16 protein-coding genes are annotated in these 15,721 nt (G+C 63.6%); 4 read left to right on the forward strand and 12 right to left on the reverse strand.

What is annotated here, in order from left to right:
* Nucleotides 1–108: 108 nt before the first annotated feature.
* From accD to prmB, 9 genes are all read right to left on the reverse strand, one after another.
* Complete coding sequence (gene accD / locus VJR90_00340) at nt 109–1,002, reverse strand: acetyl-CoA carboxylase, carboxyltransferase subunit beta (GenBank protein HKV95922.1); 894 nt, start codon at nt 1,000–1,002, stop codon at nt 109–111.
* Nucleotides 1,003–1,038: 36 nt separating this feature from the next.
* On the reverse strand, nt 1,039–1,851 hold the full coding sequence (trpA, locus tag VJR90_00345) for a tryptophan synthase subunit alpha (GenBank protein ID HKV95923.1): 813 nt from the start codon (nt 1,849–1,851) through the stop codon (nt 1,039–1,041).
* Nucleotides 1,848–3,029 (reverse strand): tryptophan synthase subunit beta, encoded by a 1,182-nt coding sequence (gene trpB / locus VJR90_00350; protein ID HKV95924.1) that lies wholly within the window; start codon nt 3,027–3,029, stop codon nt 1,848–1,850. Before trpB ends, trpA begins: the two co-directional genes overlap by 4 nt.
* A gap of 34 nt (nt 3,030–3,063) precedes the next feature.
* Nucleotides 3,064–3,690: a phosphoribosylanthranilate isomerase gene (locus tag VJR90_00355; protein ID HKV95925.1), complete on the reverse strand. Its 627-nt coding sequence runs from the start codon at nt 3,688–3,690 to the stop codon at nt 3,064–3,066.
* A gap of 22 nt (nt 3,691–3,712) precedes the next feature.
* Nucleotides 3,713–4,510, reverse strand: a complete 798-nt coding sequence (gene truA, locus VJR90_00360; GenBank protein ID HKV95926.1) for a tRNA pseudouridine(38-40) synthase TruA — start codon at nt 4,508–4,510, stop codon at nt 3,713–3,715.
* A gap of 125 nt (nt 4,511–4,635) precedes the next feature.
* Nucleotides 4,636–7,143 (reverse strand): FimV/HubP family polar landmark protein, encoded by a 2,508-nt coding sequence (locus VJR90_00365; protein HKV95927.1) that lies wholly within the window; start codon nt 7,141–7,143, stop codon nt 4,636–4,638.
* A gap of 75 nt (nt 7,144–7,218) precedes the next feature.
* On the reverse strand, nt 7,219–8,265 hold the full coding sequence (locus VJR90_00370) for an aspartate-semialdehyde dehydrogenase (GenBank protein ID HKV95928.1): 1,047 nt from the start codon (nt 8,263–8,265) through the stop codon (nt 7,219–7,221).
* Nucleotides 8,266–8,304: 39 nt separating this feature from the next.
* Nucleotides 8,305–9,405, reverse strand: a complete 1,101-nt coding sequence (aroC, locus tag VJR90_00375) for a chorismate synthase (protein HKV95929.1) — start codon at nt 9,403–9,405, stop codon at nt 8,305–8,307.
* Nucleotide 9,406: 1 nt separating this feature from the next.
* The gene (prmB, locus tag VJR90_00380; protein ID HKV95930.1) at nt 9,407–10,330 is read right to left on the reverse strand and encodes a 50S ribosomal protein L3 N(5)-glutamine methyltransferase; all 924 of its coding nucleotides are present in this window, start codon (nt 10,328–10,330) and stop codon (nt 9,407–9,409) included.
* Nucleotides 10,331–10,622: 292 nt separating this feature from the next.
* On the opposite strand from prmB, the gene VJR90_00385 reads away from it, so the two are divergent.
* Both VJR90_00385 and asd read left to right on the forward strand, forming a co-directional pair.
* Nucleotides 10,623–11,042 carry a copper chaperone PCu(A)C gene (locus tag VJR90_00385; GenBank protein HKV95931.1) on the forward strand — a complete coding sequence of 140 codons (420 nt, stop codon included), beginning with the start codon at nt 10,623–10,625 and terminating at the stop codon, nt 11,040–11,042.
* A 10-nt stretch (nt 11,043–11,052) separates the two neighbouring features.
* Nucleotides 11,053–11,922: an archaetidylserine decarboxylase gene (asd, locus tag VJR90_00390; GenBank protein HKV95932.1), complete on the forward strand. Its 870-nt coding sequence runs from the start codon at nt 11,053–11,055 to the stop codon at nt 11,920–11,922.
* Nucleotides 11,923–11,990: 68 nt separating this feature from the next.
* Here the strand turns inward: asd and VJR90_00395 are convergent, their stop codons facing one another.
* Entirely contained in the window at nt 11,991–12,473 is a 483-nt protein-coding gene (locus VJR90_00395) for a GAF domain-containing protein (protein ID HKV95933.1), read from the reverse strand.
* A gap of 81 nt (nt 12,474–12,554) precedes the next feature.
* On the opposite strand from VJR90_00395, the gene VJR90_00400 reads away from it, so the two are divergent.
* Entirely contained in the window at nt 12,555–12,944 is a 390-nt protein-coding gene (locus VJR90_00400) for a DUF2784 domain-containing protein (protein ID HKV95934.1), read from the forward strand.
* Here VJR90_00400 and epmA read toward each other — a convergent pair.
* Together epmA and efp are read right to left on the reverse strand one after the other, a co-directional pair.
* Nucleotides 12,916–13,917: an EF-P lysine aminoacylase EpmA gene (epmA, locus tag VJR90_00405; protein ID HKV95935.1), complete on the reverse strand. Its 1,002-nt coding sequence runs from the start codon at nt 13,915–13,917 to the stop codon at nt 12,916–12,918. The two genes, VJR90_00400 and epmA, sit on opposite strands and share 29 nt — an antisense overlap.
* A 93-nt stretch (nt 13,918–14,010) precedes the next feature.
* On the reverse strand, nt 14,011–14,580 hold the full coding sequence (efp, locus tag VJR90_00410) for an elongation factor P (protein HKV95936.1): 570 nt from the start codon (nt 14,578–14,580) through the stop codon (nt 14,011–14,013).
* A gap of 110 nt (nt 14,581–14,690) precedes the next feature.
* Between efp and epmB the strand changes: the two genes are divergently transcribed.
* Nucleotides 14,691–15,677 (forward strand): EF-P beta-lysylation protein EpmB, encoded by a 987-nt coding sequence (gene epmB / locus VJR90_00415; GenBank protein ID HKV95937.1) that lies wholly within the window; start codon nt 14,691–14,693, stop codon nt 15,675–15,677.
* Nucleotides 15,678–15,721 lie beyond the last annotated feature (44 nt).

Below are 15,721 nucleotides of genomic sequence, written 5' to 3' on the forward strand. Positions count from 1 at the left end.
GGTTTGCCGCGTTGATGAAACGGCGCTGAGGCTGGTCGGGAAAGAAGTGAGCCGCGCGTATCGAGAACAGGCAACGTCAGTGATTTCCGGCGGTCGCCTTTCCTCCCCTCACGCCTCATGCCTCACTTCCTCTTCCTTCGGCGCCGGTTGACGCGTAAGCATCGCCAGCAGTGCCGCGAGCTTGTCGCGCATTTCACGCCGGTCCACGATCATGTCGATGGCGCCGTGTTCCAGCAGGAATTCGCTGCGCTGAAAGCCCTCGGGCAGGGTCTCGCGCACCGTCTGCTCGATGACGCGCGGGCCGGCAAAGCCGATGAGCGCCTTGGGTTCGGCCACGTTCACGTCGCCAAGCATGGCGAGCGAGGCCGACACGCCGCCGGTGGTGGGGTCGGTCATCACCGAAACGAAGGGAATGCCTTGGCGCGACAGCCGCGCCAGCGCGGCCGAGGTCTTAGCCATCTGCATCAGCGAAATCAGCGCCTCCTGCATGCGCGCGCCGCCGCTCGCCGAGAAACACACCAGCGGCACCTTGTCTTCGAGGGCCGCGTCCACGGCGCGCACGAAGCGCTCGCCGACCACCGCGCCCATGGATCCGCCCATGAACTTGAATTCAAACGCACACGCGACGATGCGCATGCCCTTGAGTCGGCCCTTCATCGCCACCAGCGCGTCCTTCTCGTTGGTGGCCTTTTGCGCGAGCTGCAAGCGATCCTTGTATTTCTTGCTGTCGCGGAAGCGCAGGATGTCCACCGGTTCGACACCCGCGCCGATCTCCACGCCCGAACCGGAATCCAGGAACAGATCCAGGCGCTGGCGCGCCGTGAGGCGCATGTGGTGACCGCACTTGGGACAGACGAAAAGATTACGTTCCAGCTCGGCCCGGTACAGCACCGAGTTGCATTCCTCGCATTTGCTCCACAGGCCTTCGGGGATGCCGCGGCGCACCGGCCGCGCTTCCTCGGTCTTGACTCCTGATGGAACGAGCTTTTTGAACCAGTTCATGCCTGAGTTTGCTCCGCAGCGAATGCAGAATGAAACCTAGACGCGTGCCGCATCCATGGCCTGGCGTAACTCGCTCACGAATGCGCCCACCTGCGCCAGCAGGTCCGCGCGCCGGCTGCCGAATTTCGCCACCCGGTCCACGATCGCGCTGCCGACCACCACGGCATCCGCCACGCCCGCCAGTTGGGCCGCGGTGCGCGCATCCCGCACACCAAAGCCCACGCCCACCGGCAGGCGCGTTGCACGCCGTACCACTTCCAGCCGCCGACGCACTTCGGCCACGTCCAGGTTGGCGGCGCCGGTCACGCCCTTGAGCGCCACATAATAAACGAAGCCCGCCGCGGTTTCGCAGATACGTTGCAGGCGCGCCACATCGGTGGTCGGCGCGAGCAGAAATACCGGATCCATCCCGCGCTCGCGCAGCAGTCCGGCCAGCGGGACCGCCTCCTCCGGCGGCATGTCCACGGTAAGCACGCCGTCCACCCCGGCTGCGGCCGCGGCGGCGGCAAATGCCTCCGTGCCGAACGCTTCCACCGGATTGAGATAGCCCATGAGCACCACGGGCGTACGCGTGTCGGTCTGGCGGAATTCGCCCACCATGCCGAGCACGTCGGCCAGCGTGGTGCCGTGTTTGAGCGCACGTTCGCAGGCGCGCTGAATGACCGGCCCGTCCGCCATGGGATCGGAAAACGGCACACCCAGTTCCAGCACGTCGGCGCCGGCCGCGACCAGCGCGTGCATCAATGGCACACTCGCGGACTTGTCCGGATCACCGGCGGTGATGTACGGCACCAGCGCCGCACGCCCGGCACGCCGCAATTCCGCAAAACGCGTTGCCAGCCGGCTCACAGTTCGATGCCCTCATGACTGGCAACGGTGTGGATGTCCTTGTCGCCGCGGCCGGAGAGATTCACCACCAGAAACTGGGTCGGTTGCATCCGCGGCGCAAGCTGCGTGGCATAGGCAAGCGCGTGTGCCGATTCCAGCGCGGGCATGATGCCTTCCTTGCGCGTGAGCGCATGGAATGCCTGCAGGGCCTGGGCATCGGTGACCGTTTCATACGTGACGCGGCCGATGTCCTTCAGCCAGGCATGCTCGGGCCCAACGCCGGGATAGTCGAGGCCGGCCGAAATCGAATGCGTTTCGCGTATCTGGCCGGCCGCGTCTTCCAATAGATAAGTGCGATTGCCGTGCAGCACACCGCTGCGGCCGGCACTGAGCGATGCCGCATGCTTGCCGCTGGCCAGGCCCTCGCCGCCCGCCTCGACGCCATAAAGTTTCACCTCGTCATCCAGGAACGCATGGAACAGGCCGATGGCGTTGGAACCCCCACCGACGCAGGCCACCAGCGCGTCCGGCAGCCGGCCCTCGGCGCTCAGCGCCTGTCGCCGGGTCTCCTCACCGATGCAGGCGTGGAAATCCCGCACCATCATCGGGTAGGGGTGCGGTCCGGCCACGGTGCCGATCACGTAAAACGTGTTGTCCACGTTGGCGACCCAGTCGCGCATCGCCTCGTTGAGCGCGTCCTTGAGCGTGCGCGAACCTGAAGTCACCGGCACCACCTTCGCGCCCAGCAGTTTCATGCGAAACACGTTGATTGCCTGGCGCCGCATGTCCTCCTCGCCCATGTACACCGCGCACTCGAAGCCGAAGCGCGCCGCTACGGTGGCCGTAGCTACGCCGTGCTGGCCTGCGCCGGTTTCCGCGATCAAGCGCGTCTTCCCCATGCGCTTGGCGAGCAGCGCCTGACCGAGCGCGTTGTTGATCTTGTGCGCGCCGGTGTGGTCCAGATCCTCGCGCTTGAGATAAATGCGCGCGCCCCGGCATTCGGCAGTCAGGCGTTCTGCCAGATACAACGGTGAAGGCCGGCCGACAAAGTCGCGCAGGTCGCGCTGCAGTTCGCTCTGGAAATCCGCATCGCGCCGGAACTTTTCATAGGCCAGGCGCAGCGCCTCGACCGGACCCATGAGCGTTTCAGCAACAAACTGCCCGCCGTAGGCGCCAAAGTGTCCGTTGGCATCCGGCATGCGGCGCAACGACTCGCGGAACGACGCGGTTTTTTCAAGCGCACGCGACACGGGTGACCTCACTGACAAACGCCTGCATTTTCACCGCATCCTTGATTCCCGGCGCGCTTTCCACGCCAGTTGCCACATCCACGCCGTAGGGGCGCACACTGCGGATGGCATCCGCAACATTGTCCGCATTCAATCCGCCGGCAAGTATCAGCGGCGGCGACACTATGCGCGGTATCCGGGCCCAGTCAAAGCGCGTGCCCCCGCCGCCCGGCTTGCCCTGCGCATGACTGTCGAGCAGCAGCCCGCAGGCATCAGCATAACGGCGCGCATATTCCGCCGGATCCGCGCCGCTGCCCATGGGCACAGCCTTGATGTAACCGCGGCCGAACGCACGACAGAACTCCGGGGATTCCGCGCCGTGGAACTGCAATACATCCACGCGCATGGTCCGCAGCACCGTTTCCACCTCCGCACGTGCCGGATTCATGAATACTGCGGTGACCGTCAGAAATGCAGGCGCACTGGCCGCCAATTCCCGCGCCTGCCCGGATCGCAGATTGCGCGGGCTCGTCGCGTAAAACACCAGGCCCACGGCATCCACGCCGAGTCGCGAGGCGCTCTCGATATCCTCGCGACGCATCATCCCGCACAGCTTGATTCGTACCCGCATGTGGCGATTCCGCTCGCAACCGTCACAGGTTAGCAGATAGATCGTCGAACAACGCGTCTTCCGGCACCGGAATGGCATACGCGGACGGATACAACACCGCCACGAAACACAGACCTTGCGGCGGTGCGGTGACACCGCCAAGCTTGCGGTCACGGCCTTGCAGCACGGTGCGCGCCCAGTCGGCTGCACGCTTTTGCGCGCCGATTGCGATCAATACGCCGGCGATATTACGCACCATGTGATGCAGGAACCCGTCGGCCACTACATCCACAATCACCTGTTCACCCGTACGCCGCAGCTCCAGCCTGTGGATGGTGCGCACCGGCGAGCGCGCCTGGCACTCGACGGCCCGGAAACCGGAGAAATCATGCTCGCCCAGCAAATGCCGTGCACCGGCCCGCATGGCCTCGAGGTCCAGCGCGGCATGCACCCAGGTCGTGCACCTGTGCGTGAGCGCCGGCCGCGTCGCGCGATTCACGATCGTGTAGCGGTAATGACGTGCGCGCGCGCGGAAACGCGCATGAAAATCCTCGGGCACGGCGCGCATCCAGCGTACCGCAACGTCCTCGGGCAGATTGGAATTCACTCCCAGCAGCCAGCTGCGCTCTGTGCGCTGCGCATGCGTGTCGAAATGCACCACCTGGCCGCTGGCGTGCACGCCGGCGTCGGTGCGCCCGGCGCAGGTGACTTCTACGGGATGATTGGCAACAGTGGCAAGCGCGCTTTCGACACAGGCCTGCACGGTACGCACAGGATGCACCTGACGCTGCCAACCCATGAACCCGGTACCGTCGTATTCAAGCCCGATTGCGAGTCGCATGGATGTGTGCCGTGCCAGCACGCGGTAAAGCGATTAAACCCGGTTAACATGGCATGCGGGCCAGCAACGCGCCGCACTGAGCCGCCGGTGCACGCTGCATTCTGCGGCGTGTTGCGGCGCGCGAATCAGCCGAGCTGCTGCATGAGTTTCTGGGCTTCCTGCTTCTGCTGGCTGTCGCCTTCTTCGAGCACTTCGCTGAGGATATTCTTGGCGCCCTCGGAATCGCCCATGTCGATGTAGGCGCGCGCCAGATCCAGTTTGGTGCCGATTTCGTTCAAGTTGGTCGTCTCTTCGCCCATATGGCTGGTAGTGCCGGCGACGGTTCCCGTGCCGGACATCGGACCCGGAGCATCCACATCCGCGTCAGCCGCCAGCGACAAGGCGGCGCCGCTGCGTGTGCCCTGATCCTGGTGCGGGACGTTGGTGCTCACGAAATCCGACAGTTCCTTGAGCGCCTTGTCGAATTCCACTTGCGATTCCGTGCCGAAATCCGCGGTCATGGTGGTCGTGCCCGGTTTGGCCTTGGATTTGGCCGCAGGCGCAGCAGGTTTGGACTCCGCGGGTTTTGGCGCCGCCTTGGCCTTGAGCGGAACCGGCTCGATATCCGGCAGCTCGAAATCCACGACATGCTTGTCTTCGGCCGGCTTGGGTTCAGGGGCCTCGGGCATCTCCACCCGGTGCACGCCTTCAAACGCGCCCGCCAGGGGATCCAGGTCCGTGGGTACGGCGGCGGCGGCCGTGCCGCTGTCGAGCGGGAAATCCACCGAGGCGGCGGCCGCGCCGGGTGCTGCGCTTTCACCGGCGAACAACGGATCGTCGGCCGCCACCTGACGACCCATAATCGCAACCTTCTCCCAATCCGGGCCGGGGCTCGCGCCCATTTCTTGGCGCAAACCGTGCGCGGCCTCGACGAAATTCGCGCGATCGCCGGCGCTGAAATACACCTCCAGCAGCTTCAGTTTGAGGTCACGCCGCGTCGGGTCCTGCGCCAGGCCCTTCTTCAGAACTTCGGCCGCCTGATCGTAGAGACCATAGGCCATGTGGAAATCGGATTCCGCGATGGCATCGCCCTCGCCGGATTTAGGCGCTGCCGCAGCACCGGCGGCAGTGGATTTGGCTGCGCCACCAGTCCCGGCTTTGACCGCGGCCGCGGTGTCACCGCGCTTGCCGCCCGTTGGCTTCGCCGTGACATCCTTGAGTCCGGCGGTTTCCTCTTTGCCCCAATCCGCGGCTTGTACCGCAGGTCCCGTGCCGCTCGACTTGATGGGTTTGCGGCTCACCGGCGGTGCACTGCGCTTCTTGCGTCTGAGCAGGCCGACGATGATCAAAATGATCACAATGACGATCAGCGGAATGATGATGTAGGGGTTGAGCGAACCCAGCAAACCACTGGATTCAGCCGATTGAGTCTGCGCCGGCGTTTTGGCCTTGGGCAACGGCTTGGTACCCAGCGCTTCTGGCGGTGCAAGCGGAGTGATCTTGGTGCCGGAAGGTTGATTGTTTTCCTTGCTTGCCTGTGCCTGCAGCGCGGCGAGCCCGCTGCTCGCGAGCACGATGGGCGCCTTGGCCGCGGTTGCCGCGGCTGCGGCACGACCGGTGCCCGCACCCTTCGCCACCGACGTGCCGCTCGCACCTTTGCCGGCACTGGGCACCTGATTTTCCGCGGTCCGCGCCGCAGACGATGGCGCCACCAGCGTCAGCGACGGCTGTTCACCGGTGGGCGTGCTGGCGCGCGGATGCGCGCCCGCCAGACCGCGCCGGCTGCGCCACTCGGCAATCTGGGTGCGCACCTCGGTATTGGCATCCGCCACCTGCACCGCCTGAATGTCGTCGGCGCTCGGCACGCGCAGCACATATCCCGCTTTCATGAGATTGATGTTGCGCATGAACACTTCGGGATTGGCACGATAAATGGCAATCATCATCTGATTGAGCGTGACGCCTTGCGGGCGCAGCTTGAGTGCAATCTCGGACAGGGTTTCACCCCGATGAATCGGGCCGTAGTTGCCGCCCAGCTGTGTCTCGTTGGTGGCGGCCGCGACCTGGGCTGGCGCCGGAGCCGCTGTCGGCGGTGCGGCGGCCTGCACCGGAGCCGCAGGCGCAGTGACGACGGGTTTGGCAATCGAAGCGGATGTGGGCGCAACAGTGCTGGGTGCGGGTGCCGCGACAACGGGTGCGGTGCTTACCGGCGCCGTGGTGGCGGGCGCAGGTGCCGCTACAGCTTGCGTGGTGGATTCAAAACTCGGGGGATTCAGAAAAACGGTGTATTCGCGGATGAGCTCGCCGTTGTCCCAGGTGACATCCAGCAGCACATCCATGAATGGTTCACGGAAGGGCTGGGTGGTGGAGACGTGGATGGTCGCCGTCCCATTGGCGCCAGGCACCACCTTGAACTGCAGCTTGCTGAGCACGTCAGCCATCGGAATACCGGCCTGCTTGAACTGCTCGGCATTTGCCAGTTTCACTTGCAGGCTGCTGATTTCGTCGGGTGCCGCACTCACCACGGAAATGTCCGCGCTCAAGGGCTGGTTCAGCACGGAATTGAGTTTGATTTCGCCCAAGCCGAGCGCGTTGGCAGCCAAAGGCACCGCGGTCAGCATCAAGGCCAAGACAAACACAAGCTTTTTACTCATGCTCTCTCCCCAACCTGCCCTTGCCACGCCGCCCCCGACAGGGACCGGGTTTGCGTCTGAAGCTCAGATAGCTCTTTACAAAACCGGGCTAACTATAGCTGATAAATAGCTTTTTACCAACAATTCAGCCACCTGGATGCTGTTCAAAGCAGCACCTTTGCGGATGTTATCGCCCACTACCCACAAATCCAGCCCCCGCGGATGGGACAGGTCCTCCCGGATGCGCCCCACGAACACCGCGTCGCGGTGTGCGGCCTCGGTCACGGCGGTTGGGTACCCGCCGGCCTGACGCTCGTCCAGGACCTCCACTCCGGGCGCCGCCCGCAGCAGGCTCCGGGCGCGTTCCGCGTTGATTTTCTCTCGTGTCTCGATATGCAGGGCCTCGGAATGGCCGTAGAAAACCGGTACCCGCACGGCCGTGGCATTCACGCGGATGGATTCGTCGTCAAGAATTTTGCGGGTCTCCCACAGCATTTTCATCTCTTCACGGGTATAACCGTTATCCTGGAATTCGTCAATGTGCGGCAGGACATTGAAAGCGATCTGCTTGGGGAATTTCGCGCCCGCCTCCAGCGGCTGGCCATTCAGCAGGCGCGCAGTCTGCTCCGCCAGTTCCCGGATGGCGCGCGCACCGGCGCCGGATACCGATTGATACGTGGCCACATTGATGCGCTCGATGCCCACGGCATCGTAGATGGGTTTGAGCGCCACCAGCATCTGCATGGTCGAGCAGTTGGGATTCGCAATGATGCCCCGGTTGCGGTAGTGCGCGATGGCTTGGGGATTGACCTCCGATACCACCAGCGGGATGTCCGACTCGTACCGGAATTGCGAGGTGTTATCGATCACCACGCACCCGGCGGCCGCGGCCTTTGGGGCGTATTCGGCCGACAACCTGGCACCGGCGGAAAACAGCCCGATCCGGACCTTGGAAAAATCGAAGCTGGCGAGCGGCTCCACCTTGAGCTGCGCGCCGTTGAATTCCACGCGCTTGCCGGCGGAACGCTCGCTGGCCAGTGCATATACGCGGCCGAACGGGAATTTCCGTTCCGCCAGGATTTCCAGCATTGCGGCGCCTACGGCGCCGGTGGCCCCCACCACCGCCACGTCATATGTCTTCACGGATACTCCGGGAAATTCACACGTCCTGCGCGCGGAATTTTAGCGTGTTTTAGCCGCAATCGGCGCGAGCGGCGGCCTCACATCGGCATTCTGTGCGCGCTGGCGCAGCGCGTGGTCCACGAGCACCAGCGCCAGCATGGCCTCGACGATGGGCACGGCGCGAATGCCGACGCAGGGATCATGCCGGCCGTGCACGCTGATTTCCGCCGCTTCACCGCGCGTATTGATGGTGCGCGCCGGGAGTCTCAGACTCGAAGTGGGTTTCACGGCGACGCTCACCACGATGTCCTGGCCGCTGGAGATGCCGCCGAGTATGCCGCCGGCGTTATTGGTCAGGAAACCCTGCGGCGTCATCTGGTCGCGGTGTTCGCTGCCTTTCTGCGTGACGGCGGCAAAACCCGCGCCGATTTCCACGCCTTTGACCGCATTGATGCCCATCATGGCGCCGGCGATGTCCGCGTCCAGTTTGTCAAACACCGGTTCGCCCCAGCCGGGTGGTACGCCACTGGCCGTCACGGTAATGCGCGCGCCCACAGAATCTCCGGACTTGCGCAGCGCATCCATGAATTCCTCGAGCTCCGGTACGCGCGTGGGATCGGCACAGAAAAACGCATTGCCATCGATCGCATCCAATTCTCCGGCCGCGAGCGTCAGCGGACCGAGTTGCGCCAGCCAGCCACGGATGTTGACGCCATAACGCTCGTGCAGGTATTTGCGCGCGATGGCGCCGGCTGCAACGCGCATCGCGGTCTCACGTGCCGAAGCCCGCCCGCCGCCACGCCAGTCGCGCCGGCCGTATTTCATCAAATAGGTGTAATCGGCGTGGCCCGGGCGGAATTGTTCCTGGATGGCTTCGTAGTCTTTGGGCTTCTGATCGGTATTCCTTATTAACAGGCCGATGGGCGTGCCGGTGGTGCGACCCTCGAACACACCGGACAGGATTTCGACCTGATCGGCCTCATGCCGCTGCGAGGTGTGCCGCGAGGTGCCGCTGCGCCGCCGGTCCACGTCGCGCTGGATGTCCGCCGCGCTCAGTTCCAGACCCGGCGGACAGCCGTCCACGATGCAGCCGAGTGCGGGCCCGTGGCTTTCGCCAAAGCTCGTGACCACGAACAAGCGGCCGAAACTGTTGCCGGACACGCTAAGCCCGCTTTTTGTGCCTGGAAATCGCGGCCACTTGCGCTGCATCCAGCACAAAAACCTCCGCGTGACCGCGCTGGAATTCCAGCCAAGTGAACGCCACCGCGGGATACGCCTGCTCCAGGGCCCAGCGGCTGTTGCCCACCTCCACGACCAGGATGCCGCCCGGCGCCAGATATTCAGGCGCGCCCGCAAGAATGCGACGCACGACATCAAGGCCGTCCACGCCGGCGCTCAACCCCACGGCCGGCTCGGCACGATGCTCGTCGGGCAGCGTCGCCATGTCCTCGGTGTCCACATACGGCGGATTGCTGACGATGATGTCATAGCGTGCCGCCGGCAGGCCCTGGTACACGTCCGCGCGCTGCAGGGTCACTTGTTGGCGCACGTGCAGTTTTTCCACGTTGACGCGCGCCACGTCCAGCGCATCGCCGGAAATATCGCTGGCAACCACCTGTGCTTCCGGGAATGCGCGCGCGCACGCGATGGCGATGCAGCCGCTGCCGGTACCCAGGTCCAGCACGCGCCGCACACGCTCGGGCGCAATCCACGGCTCGAAACCCTTCTCGATCAATTCTGCAATCGGCGAACGTGGCACCAGCACGCGCTCGTCCACATAGAAATCCAATCCGGCGAAACGCGCATGCTGCGTGATGTAGGCGCTGGGTTTGCGGGTTTCCAGCCGCGCACGCAGCAATGCATGCACCGCGCGTTTCTCGGCTTTGGTCAGCCGGGCCTCCAGCAGCCAGGGGGGAATGTCGTGATCGAGATTGACGCCGTGCAGCACCAGATTCAGCGCCTCATCCACGGCATTGCTGCTACCGTGACCAAAATGCAATTGCGCGTGATTGAACGTGCTCGCGCCCCAGCGGACGAAATCCGCCAATGTGTGCAGCTCGTTGCTGATATCCTCGAATGGCTCCACGACAGGCTCCCGCGCATCCGGCGCGTATCATAATCGAAATGGCGGTGTGCAAAGTTTGCGTGGCATAGTTTCCGCATGCACGCCCGAAAATCCCTGCGCAATGCTGTTACGGCCCAGAGCCCGGTCCGCACTCAATCCGGCGCCCGCAGCACGCAGCGGGTTCGCCGGTACCGACCCGCAAGGCCGCCGCAGCCTCAGGTCCGGTTACCGTCCTGCACACATGCTTGCTTGTGATTCCATTGCATATGGCCAATGACTACCGCATCATCCTCGTCCGACGCGGAGAATGTTGATGCGACATCGCCGGATATTTTTGGGGTTGCTGCTGTTGCTGGCTGCCGGCATTGTGCATGCCGATGGGCCATCCGTCAGTGCCAGTCAGGTCTGGATACGCGAGGCTGCGCCCGGCATCGAGGCGATGGCGGGTTACTTGACGCTTACCAATCACACCGGCCGCGCGCTCGCGCTGGAGCAAGCCACTAGCCAGGATTTCGGCGCGGTTACGTTGCAGAACGGCACGCGCGCCGTCAAGGCGTTGACGCTGGCCGCGCACGCCAGCGTCAAGCTGGCCCCGGACGGCGATCACCTCGTGCTCACGCATCCGGTCAAGACTCTGTATGCCGGCGATTTCATCACGCTGAGCCTCACATTCTCGGATGGATCTTCGCTGACCATCGTGGCGCCTGTGCGCCGCAACCCACCGCCGGACTGACGGCACGCGCGTGGCGACCACAGCCCGGCTCACAGATTGGCTCAAATCCGCTTGGCAATATCCATTGCCACAACACGCGGTTTCGCGCTTCACACATTGGCTGACCCGCCTGGAACATCCCGGAATCAAGAACTGGATGATCCGCGCGTTCATCCGGCGCTTCGGCGTAGACCTGAGTGAGGCCGTGGTTTCTGATATCGCCGCCTATCCGACCTTCAATGCATTCTTCACGCGTGCGCTGCGTCCCGGCGTGCGACCGGTGACGGCCGAGCCCGATGCCATTGCCTGTCCGGTGGACGGCACCCTGAGTCAGCTCGGGACCACCACCGGTGAGCATGCCGTGCAGGCCAAAGACCGGAACTTCAGTGTGACCGAGTTGCTGGGCGGTGACGCCGTGGCGGCCGGGAAATTCGCCAATGGCGCATGCATGACGCTCTATCTCTCACCCCGCGACTACCACCGCGTCCACATGCCGATGGACGGCACTCTGCTGCGCATGCTGCACGTGCCGGGCCGGCTGTTCAGCGTCAGTCCGGCGACCACGCGCACCGTGCCCAGATTGTTCGCGCGCAACGAGCGCGTCGCCATGATCTTCGACACGACGATCGGCCCCATGGCCGTGGTCATGGTAGGTGCGCTCAACGTCGGCAGCATTGAGACGGCGTGGGCCGGCGAAATCACTCCACCACGCGGTTACGTGCTGCGCTCCTGGGATTATCTCGATCACCGGCTGGAACTGGTCAAGGGCGCGGAACTGGGGCGATTCAACATGGGCTCCACGGTGATTCTGCTGTTCGCGGCCGACCGCGTGCGTTGGCAACGCGAACTTTCGCCCGGCAGCGTCGTGCACATGGGACAGCGCATCGCCACACTGCTATGAACAGTGATTTTGCAGCAACGATCTCCAGGTCAAAATGACTTTCAGCAGCCGCGCCTTGCCGCGATCCATCAAACTGCGTCGAGAAAGATCTTAGACAACTGTTCCAAACCCGCGCGGTCTTTCTGGTCAAAGCGCGCCAGCTTCGGACTGTCAATGTCCAGCACACCAAGCACTTCACCGTTCTTGAGCAGCGGCACCGCAATTTCGGACCGCGAGGCGCCGTCGCAGAATATGTGACCGGGAAATTGGTTCACGTCTGGCACCACGATAGATGCGCGCTGCTCCGCCACCTTCCCGCACACGCCCTTCCCAAATGCAATGCGCACACACGCGGGTTTGCCCTGGAACGGACCGACTACCAACTCGCCATCCTTGAGGAAATAAAACCCCGCCCAATTCACGTCCGGCAGGCTGTAATACAGCAGCGCACTGAAATTCGCGGCATTGGCAATCAGATCGCGCTCGCCGTGCAGCAGGCCCTGCGCCTGCTGCGCCAGCTCCGCATACAGCGCGGGCTTGTCGTCCACAGCGATGCTCTTGAGTTCAAACATGCCGGCTCGGAGTCGAAAGCGATTGCACGCTCGCTATTCTACGCCGCACAATGCGTGCGTGCGTTTCCGGCAGGTGTCGCGTTGCCGTATCTGCTGTTGTCCGACCTGGTGGTGGTAATCCACTTCGCCTTCGTGATCTTCGTGGTCGCAGGTGGATTGTTGCTGTGGTTGCGCCGGTGGCTGGTATTCCTGCACCTGCCGGCTATCGTCTGGGGCGCGCTGGTGGAATTCACCCGCTGGATCTGTCCGCTCACCTACCTGGAAGACGCGCTCCGCGAGCGTGCGGGCCAAGCCGCCTACCGCGGCGATTTCGTGACCCATTACCTCATGCCCATCCTGTATCCGGCCCATCTGACCGCGCATATTCAACTGGCGCTGGGCAGCCTGGTCATCCTCGTCAACGTGGCAATTTACGCCGCGCTGCTGTGGCACTGGCTGAATATCAGGCGCGGCCCGACGGAAACGCGATGACTTGATCCAGGGATTGCGCGCCCGCCGCGAGCATCAGCACGCGGTCCAGGCCCAGCGCCACACCTGCGCAATCCGGCAGCCCGGACTCCAGGGCGGCCAGCAGGTTTTCATCGAGCGGCACCTCCGGCAGGCCGTGGGCGCGCCGATAATCGCGATCCGCCACAAAACGCCGGCGCTGTTCAGCGGCATCCGTCAGCTCGTGAAAACCGTTGGCGAGTTCGATGCCATGCAAGAACGCCTCGAACCGTTCCGCGACGGGCGGATCGCCCGCGCGCACGCGTGCCAGCGCCGCCTGACTCGCGGGATAGTCATATATAAAGGTCAGTCCGCGCCGACCCAGCCTGGGATACACCAGCTCGCTCGCCACCAGATCCAGCCAGCCATCGGGGTCCAGGTCGCTCTCGGCGGGAACCTGCCGTCCGGATTCCTGCAGCACACGCATGCATTCCCGTGTGCCGCAATTGAACGGATTCAGATCGGCATGCTGCTGAAACGCTTCACGATAGGTCGAGTATTCGGCCGTGGACGATGCATCCGGCAGCAGCGCGCCCAGCAGCTCATGCACTTCATGCATCAGGCGATGGTGGTCAAAGCCCAGCCGGTACCATTCAACCAGGGTGAACTCGGGATTGTGCAAGCGGCCCGCCTCGCCTTCGCGAAACACCTTGCACAGCTGCCAGATGTCACCCGCGCCTGCCGCCAGCAGGCGTTTCATGGGAAATTCGGGCGAGGTGTGGAGATAGAAACGGGTGCCGGCCGCGCTCTCGACGCGGAAACTTGCCAGATGCCGATCGGTAGTTGCGGCGCGCGACAGCGCTGGGGTATCCACTTCCAATACTTTGCGTGACTCAAAGAACGTACGGATTTTTTTCAGCAGTTCGGCACGCAGCCGGAGACTAGCAAGGCTCGCGGTGGGCCTCCAGCTTTCTCCCCCTTTTGTAAAGGGGGATCGAGGGGGATTTTGAACCTTCAGAAAATCCTCCCCGACCCTCCTTTTTCAAAGGAGGGAATGGATTTTGACTGCAAACCAATTGCTCTCATCAGATAAAAATGACCAACGGCAGGTCTATTCCTTCACGCGCGCTGAATATTTACCGGTGCGCGTGTCCACCTTGATGATTTCGCCTTCGTTCACGAACAGCGGCACCTGCACCGTGGCGCCGGTTTCCACCGTCGCCGGCTTGGTGGCGCCGCTCACCGTGTCGCCGCGCACGCCGGGCTCACAGTGGGTAATCTTGAGGGTGGCGAATATCGGCGCCTGCACCGACAGCGGCCGGCCGTTCCACAAGGTAATGATGCACACCTCTTCGCCCTTGAGCCACTTGCCGGCGTCGCCCATGGCGGTCTTGTCGGCCGCGAGCTGCTCGTAGTTTTCCGGGTTCATGAAATGCCACATCTCGCCGTCGTTGTAGAGATACTGGAATTCCATGTCGCTGACGTCCGCTGCTTCCACTGTGTCCCCGGACTTGAAATTACGGTCCAGCACCTTGCCGGTGCGCAGGTTGCGGATTTTGACGCGGTTGAAGGCCTGGCCCTTGCCCGGTTTGACGAATTCGTTTTCCACGATGTTGTACGGGTCGCCGTCCATGATGATCTTGACGCCGGCCCTGAATTCGCTGGTGCTGTAGCTTGCCATTTTTTTTCCGCCAATCTGAGTGCAAAATGACGGCCTGCGCCGCTCCAAAGGGGCGCCATCATACAACCAACGCCTCCCCAGAGGCAGCCTCGTGGTAGTGAATCATACTCATGACTTCCCAATGGCAGACTGATCTCGCAAATGCCGTCAGCGATCCGGCAGAGTTACTGCGCTTGCTGGAACTGGATGCGTCGCTGCTCGAACCGGCGCGCGCCGCAAGCCGCGAATTCCCGCTGCGCGTGCCGCGCAGTTTCGTGACGCGCATGCGCAAGCGCGATCCCTTCGATCCGCTGCTGCGCCAGGTGCTGCCGCTGGGCGCGGAACTGGAACCGCAACCCGACTTCACCCACGATGCCGTGGGTGACCTGGCGAGCCGTGCCGAACCGGGCGTGCTGCACAAATATCACGGCCGCGTTCTGCTGATTACCACCGGCGCCTGCGCGGTCAACTGCCGGTATTGTTTCCGCCGCCACTTCCCCTATGCCGAGGAAAGCGCGCGCGCCGCAGGCTGGCAGCCGGCACTCCAATATATAAGGAGTGATGCCAGCATCGCGGAAGTCATCCTGAGCGGCGGTGATCCGTTGTCCCTGAGCGACCGGATACTGGCGGACCTCGTGTCACGCCTGCAGGAGATTCCGCACGTGCGCACTCTGCGCATTCATACCCGTCAGCCCATCGTATTGCCCTCGCGCGTGGACGCGGAGCTGCTGTCCTGGTTGCGCAACTGCCATTTGCGCAAGGTCGTGGTGGTGCACGTCAATCACGCCCGCGAGCTCAGTGCCGAGGTCACGCAGGCCCTGGAGAAACTGCAGGACGCCGGCGCCACCCTGTTCAACCAGTCGGTGTTGCTCAGAGGCGTCAACGACTCGGCCGAGGTGCTGGCCGAGCTGTCGCAGCAACTGTTCACGGCGGGAGTTATCCCCTACTATCTGCACATGCTGGATCGCGTAAAGGGTGCCGCCCATTTTGACGTGCCGGACAACGAGGCCCGGGAAATTGCCCGCGGGCTTCGGGCGCGGCTGCCGGGCTATCTGGTGCCGCGGCTGGTACGCGAGATACCCGGCGCCCCCGCCAAGGTGCCACTGACCGCTTTGTGACCGCCGGCGTGCACTGGGTTGTCATAACGCTTAAACTTTTGCTC

This window comes from Gammaproteobacteria bacterium (assembly GCA_035279405.1).
Taxonomy (GTDB): domain Bacteria; phylum Pseudomonadota; class Gammaproteobacteria; order Natronospirales; family REEB76; genus REEB76.

Bases quoted from the DNA above. Each gene is read 5' to 3' on its own strand.
- truA (HKV95926.1), bottom strand. From the start codon at position 4,510: ATGCGACTCGCAATCGGGCTTGAATACGACGGTACCGGGTTCATGGGT.
- VJR90_00395 (HKV95933.1), bottom strand. From the start codon at position 12,473: ATGTTTGAACTCAAGAGCATCGCTGTGGACGACAAGCCCGCGCTGTAT.
- VJR90_00365 (HKV95927.1), bottom strand. From the start codon at position 7,143: ATGAGTAAAAAGCTTGTGTTTGTCTTGGCCTTGATGCTGACCGCGGTG.
- epmB (HKV95937.1), top strand. From the start codon at position 14,691: ATGACTTCCCAATGGCAGACTGATCTCGCAAATGCCGTCAGCGATCCG.
- trpB (HKV95924.1), bottom strand. From the start codon at position 3,029: ATGCCGGATGCCAACGGACACTTTGGCGCCTACGGCGGGCAGTTTGTT.
- efp (HKV95936.1), bottom strand. From the start codon at position 14,580: ATGGCAAGCTACAGCACCAGCGAATTCAGGGCCGGCGTCAAGATCATC.
- VJR90_00385 (HKV95931.1), top strand. From the start codon at position 10,623: ATGCGACATCGCCGGATATTTTTGGGGTTGCTGCTGTTGCTGGCTGCC.
- accD (HKV95922.1), bottom strand. From the start codon at position 1,002: ATGAACTGGTTCAAAAAGCTCGTTCCATCAGGAGTCAAGACCGAGGAA.
- VJR90_00355 (HKV95925.1), bottom strand. From the start codon at position 3,690: ATGCGGGTACGAATCAAGCTGTGCGGGATGATGCGTCGCGAGGATATC.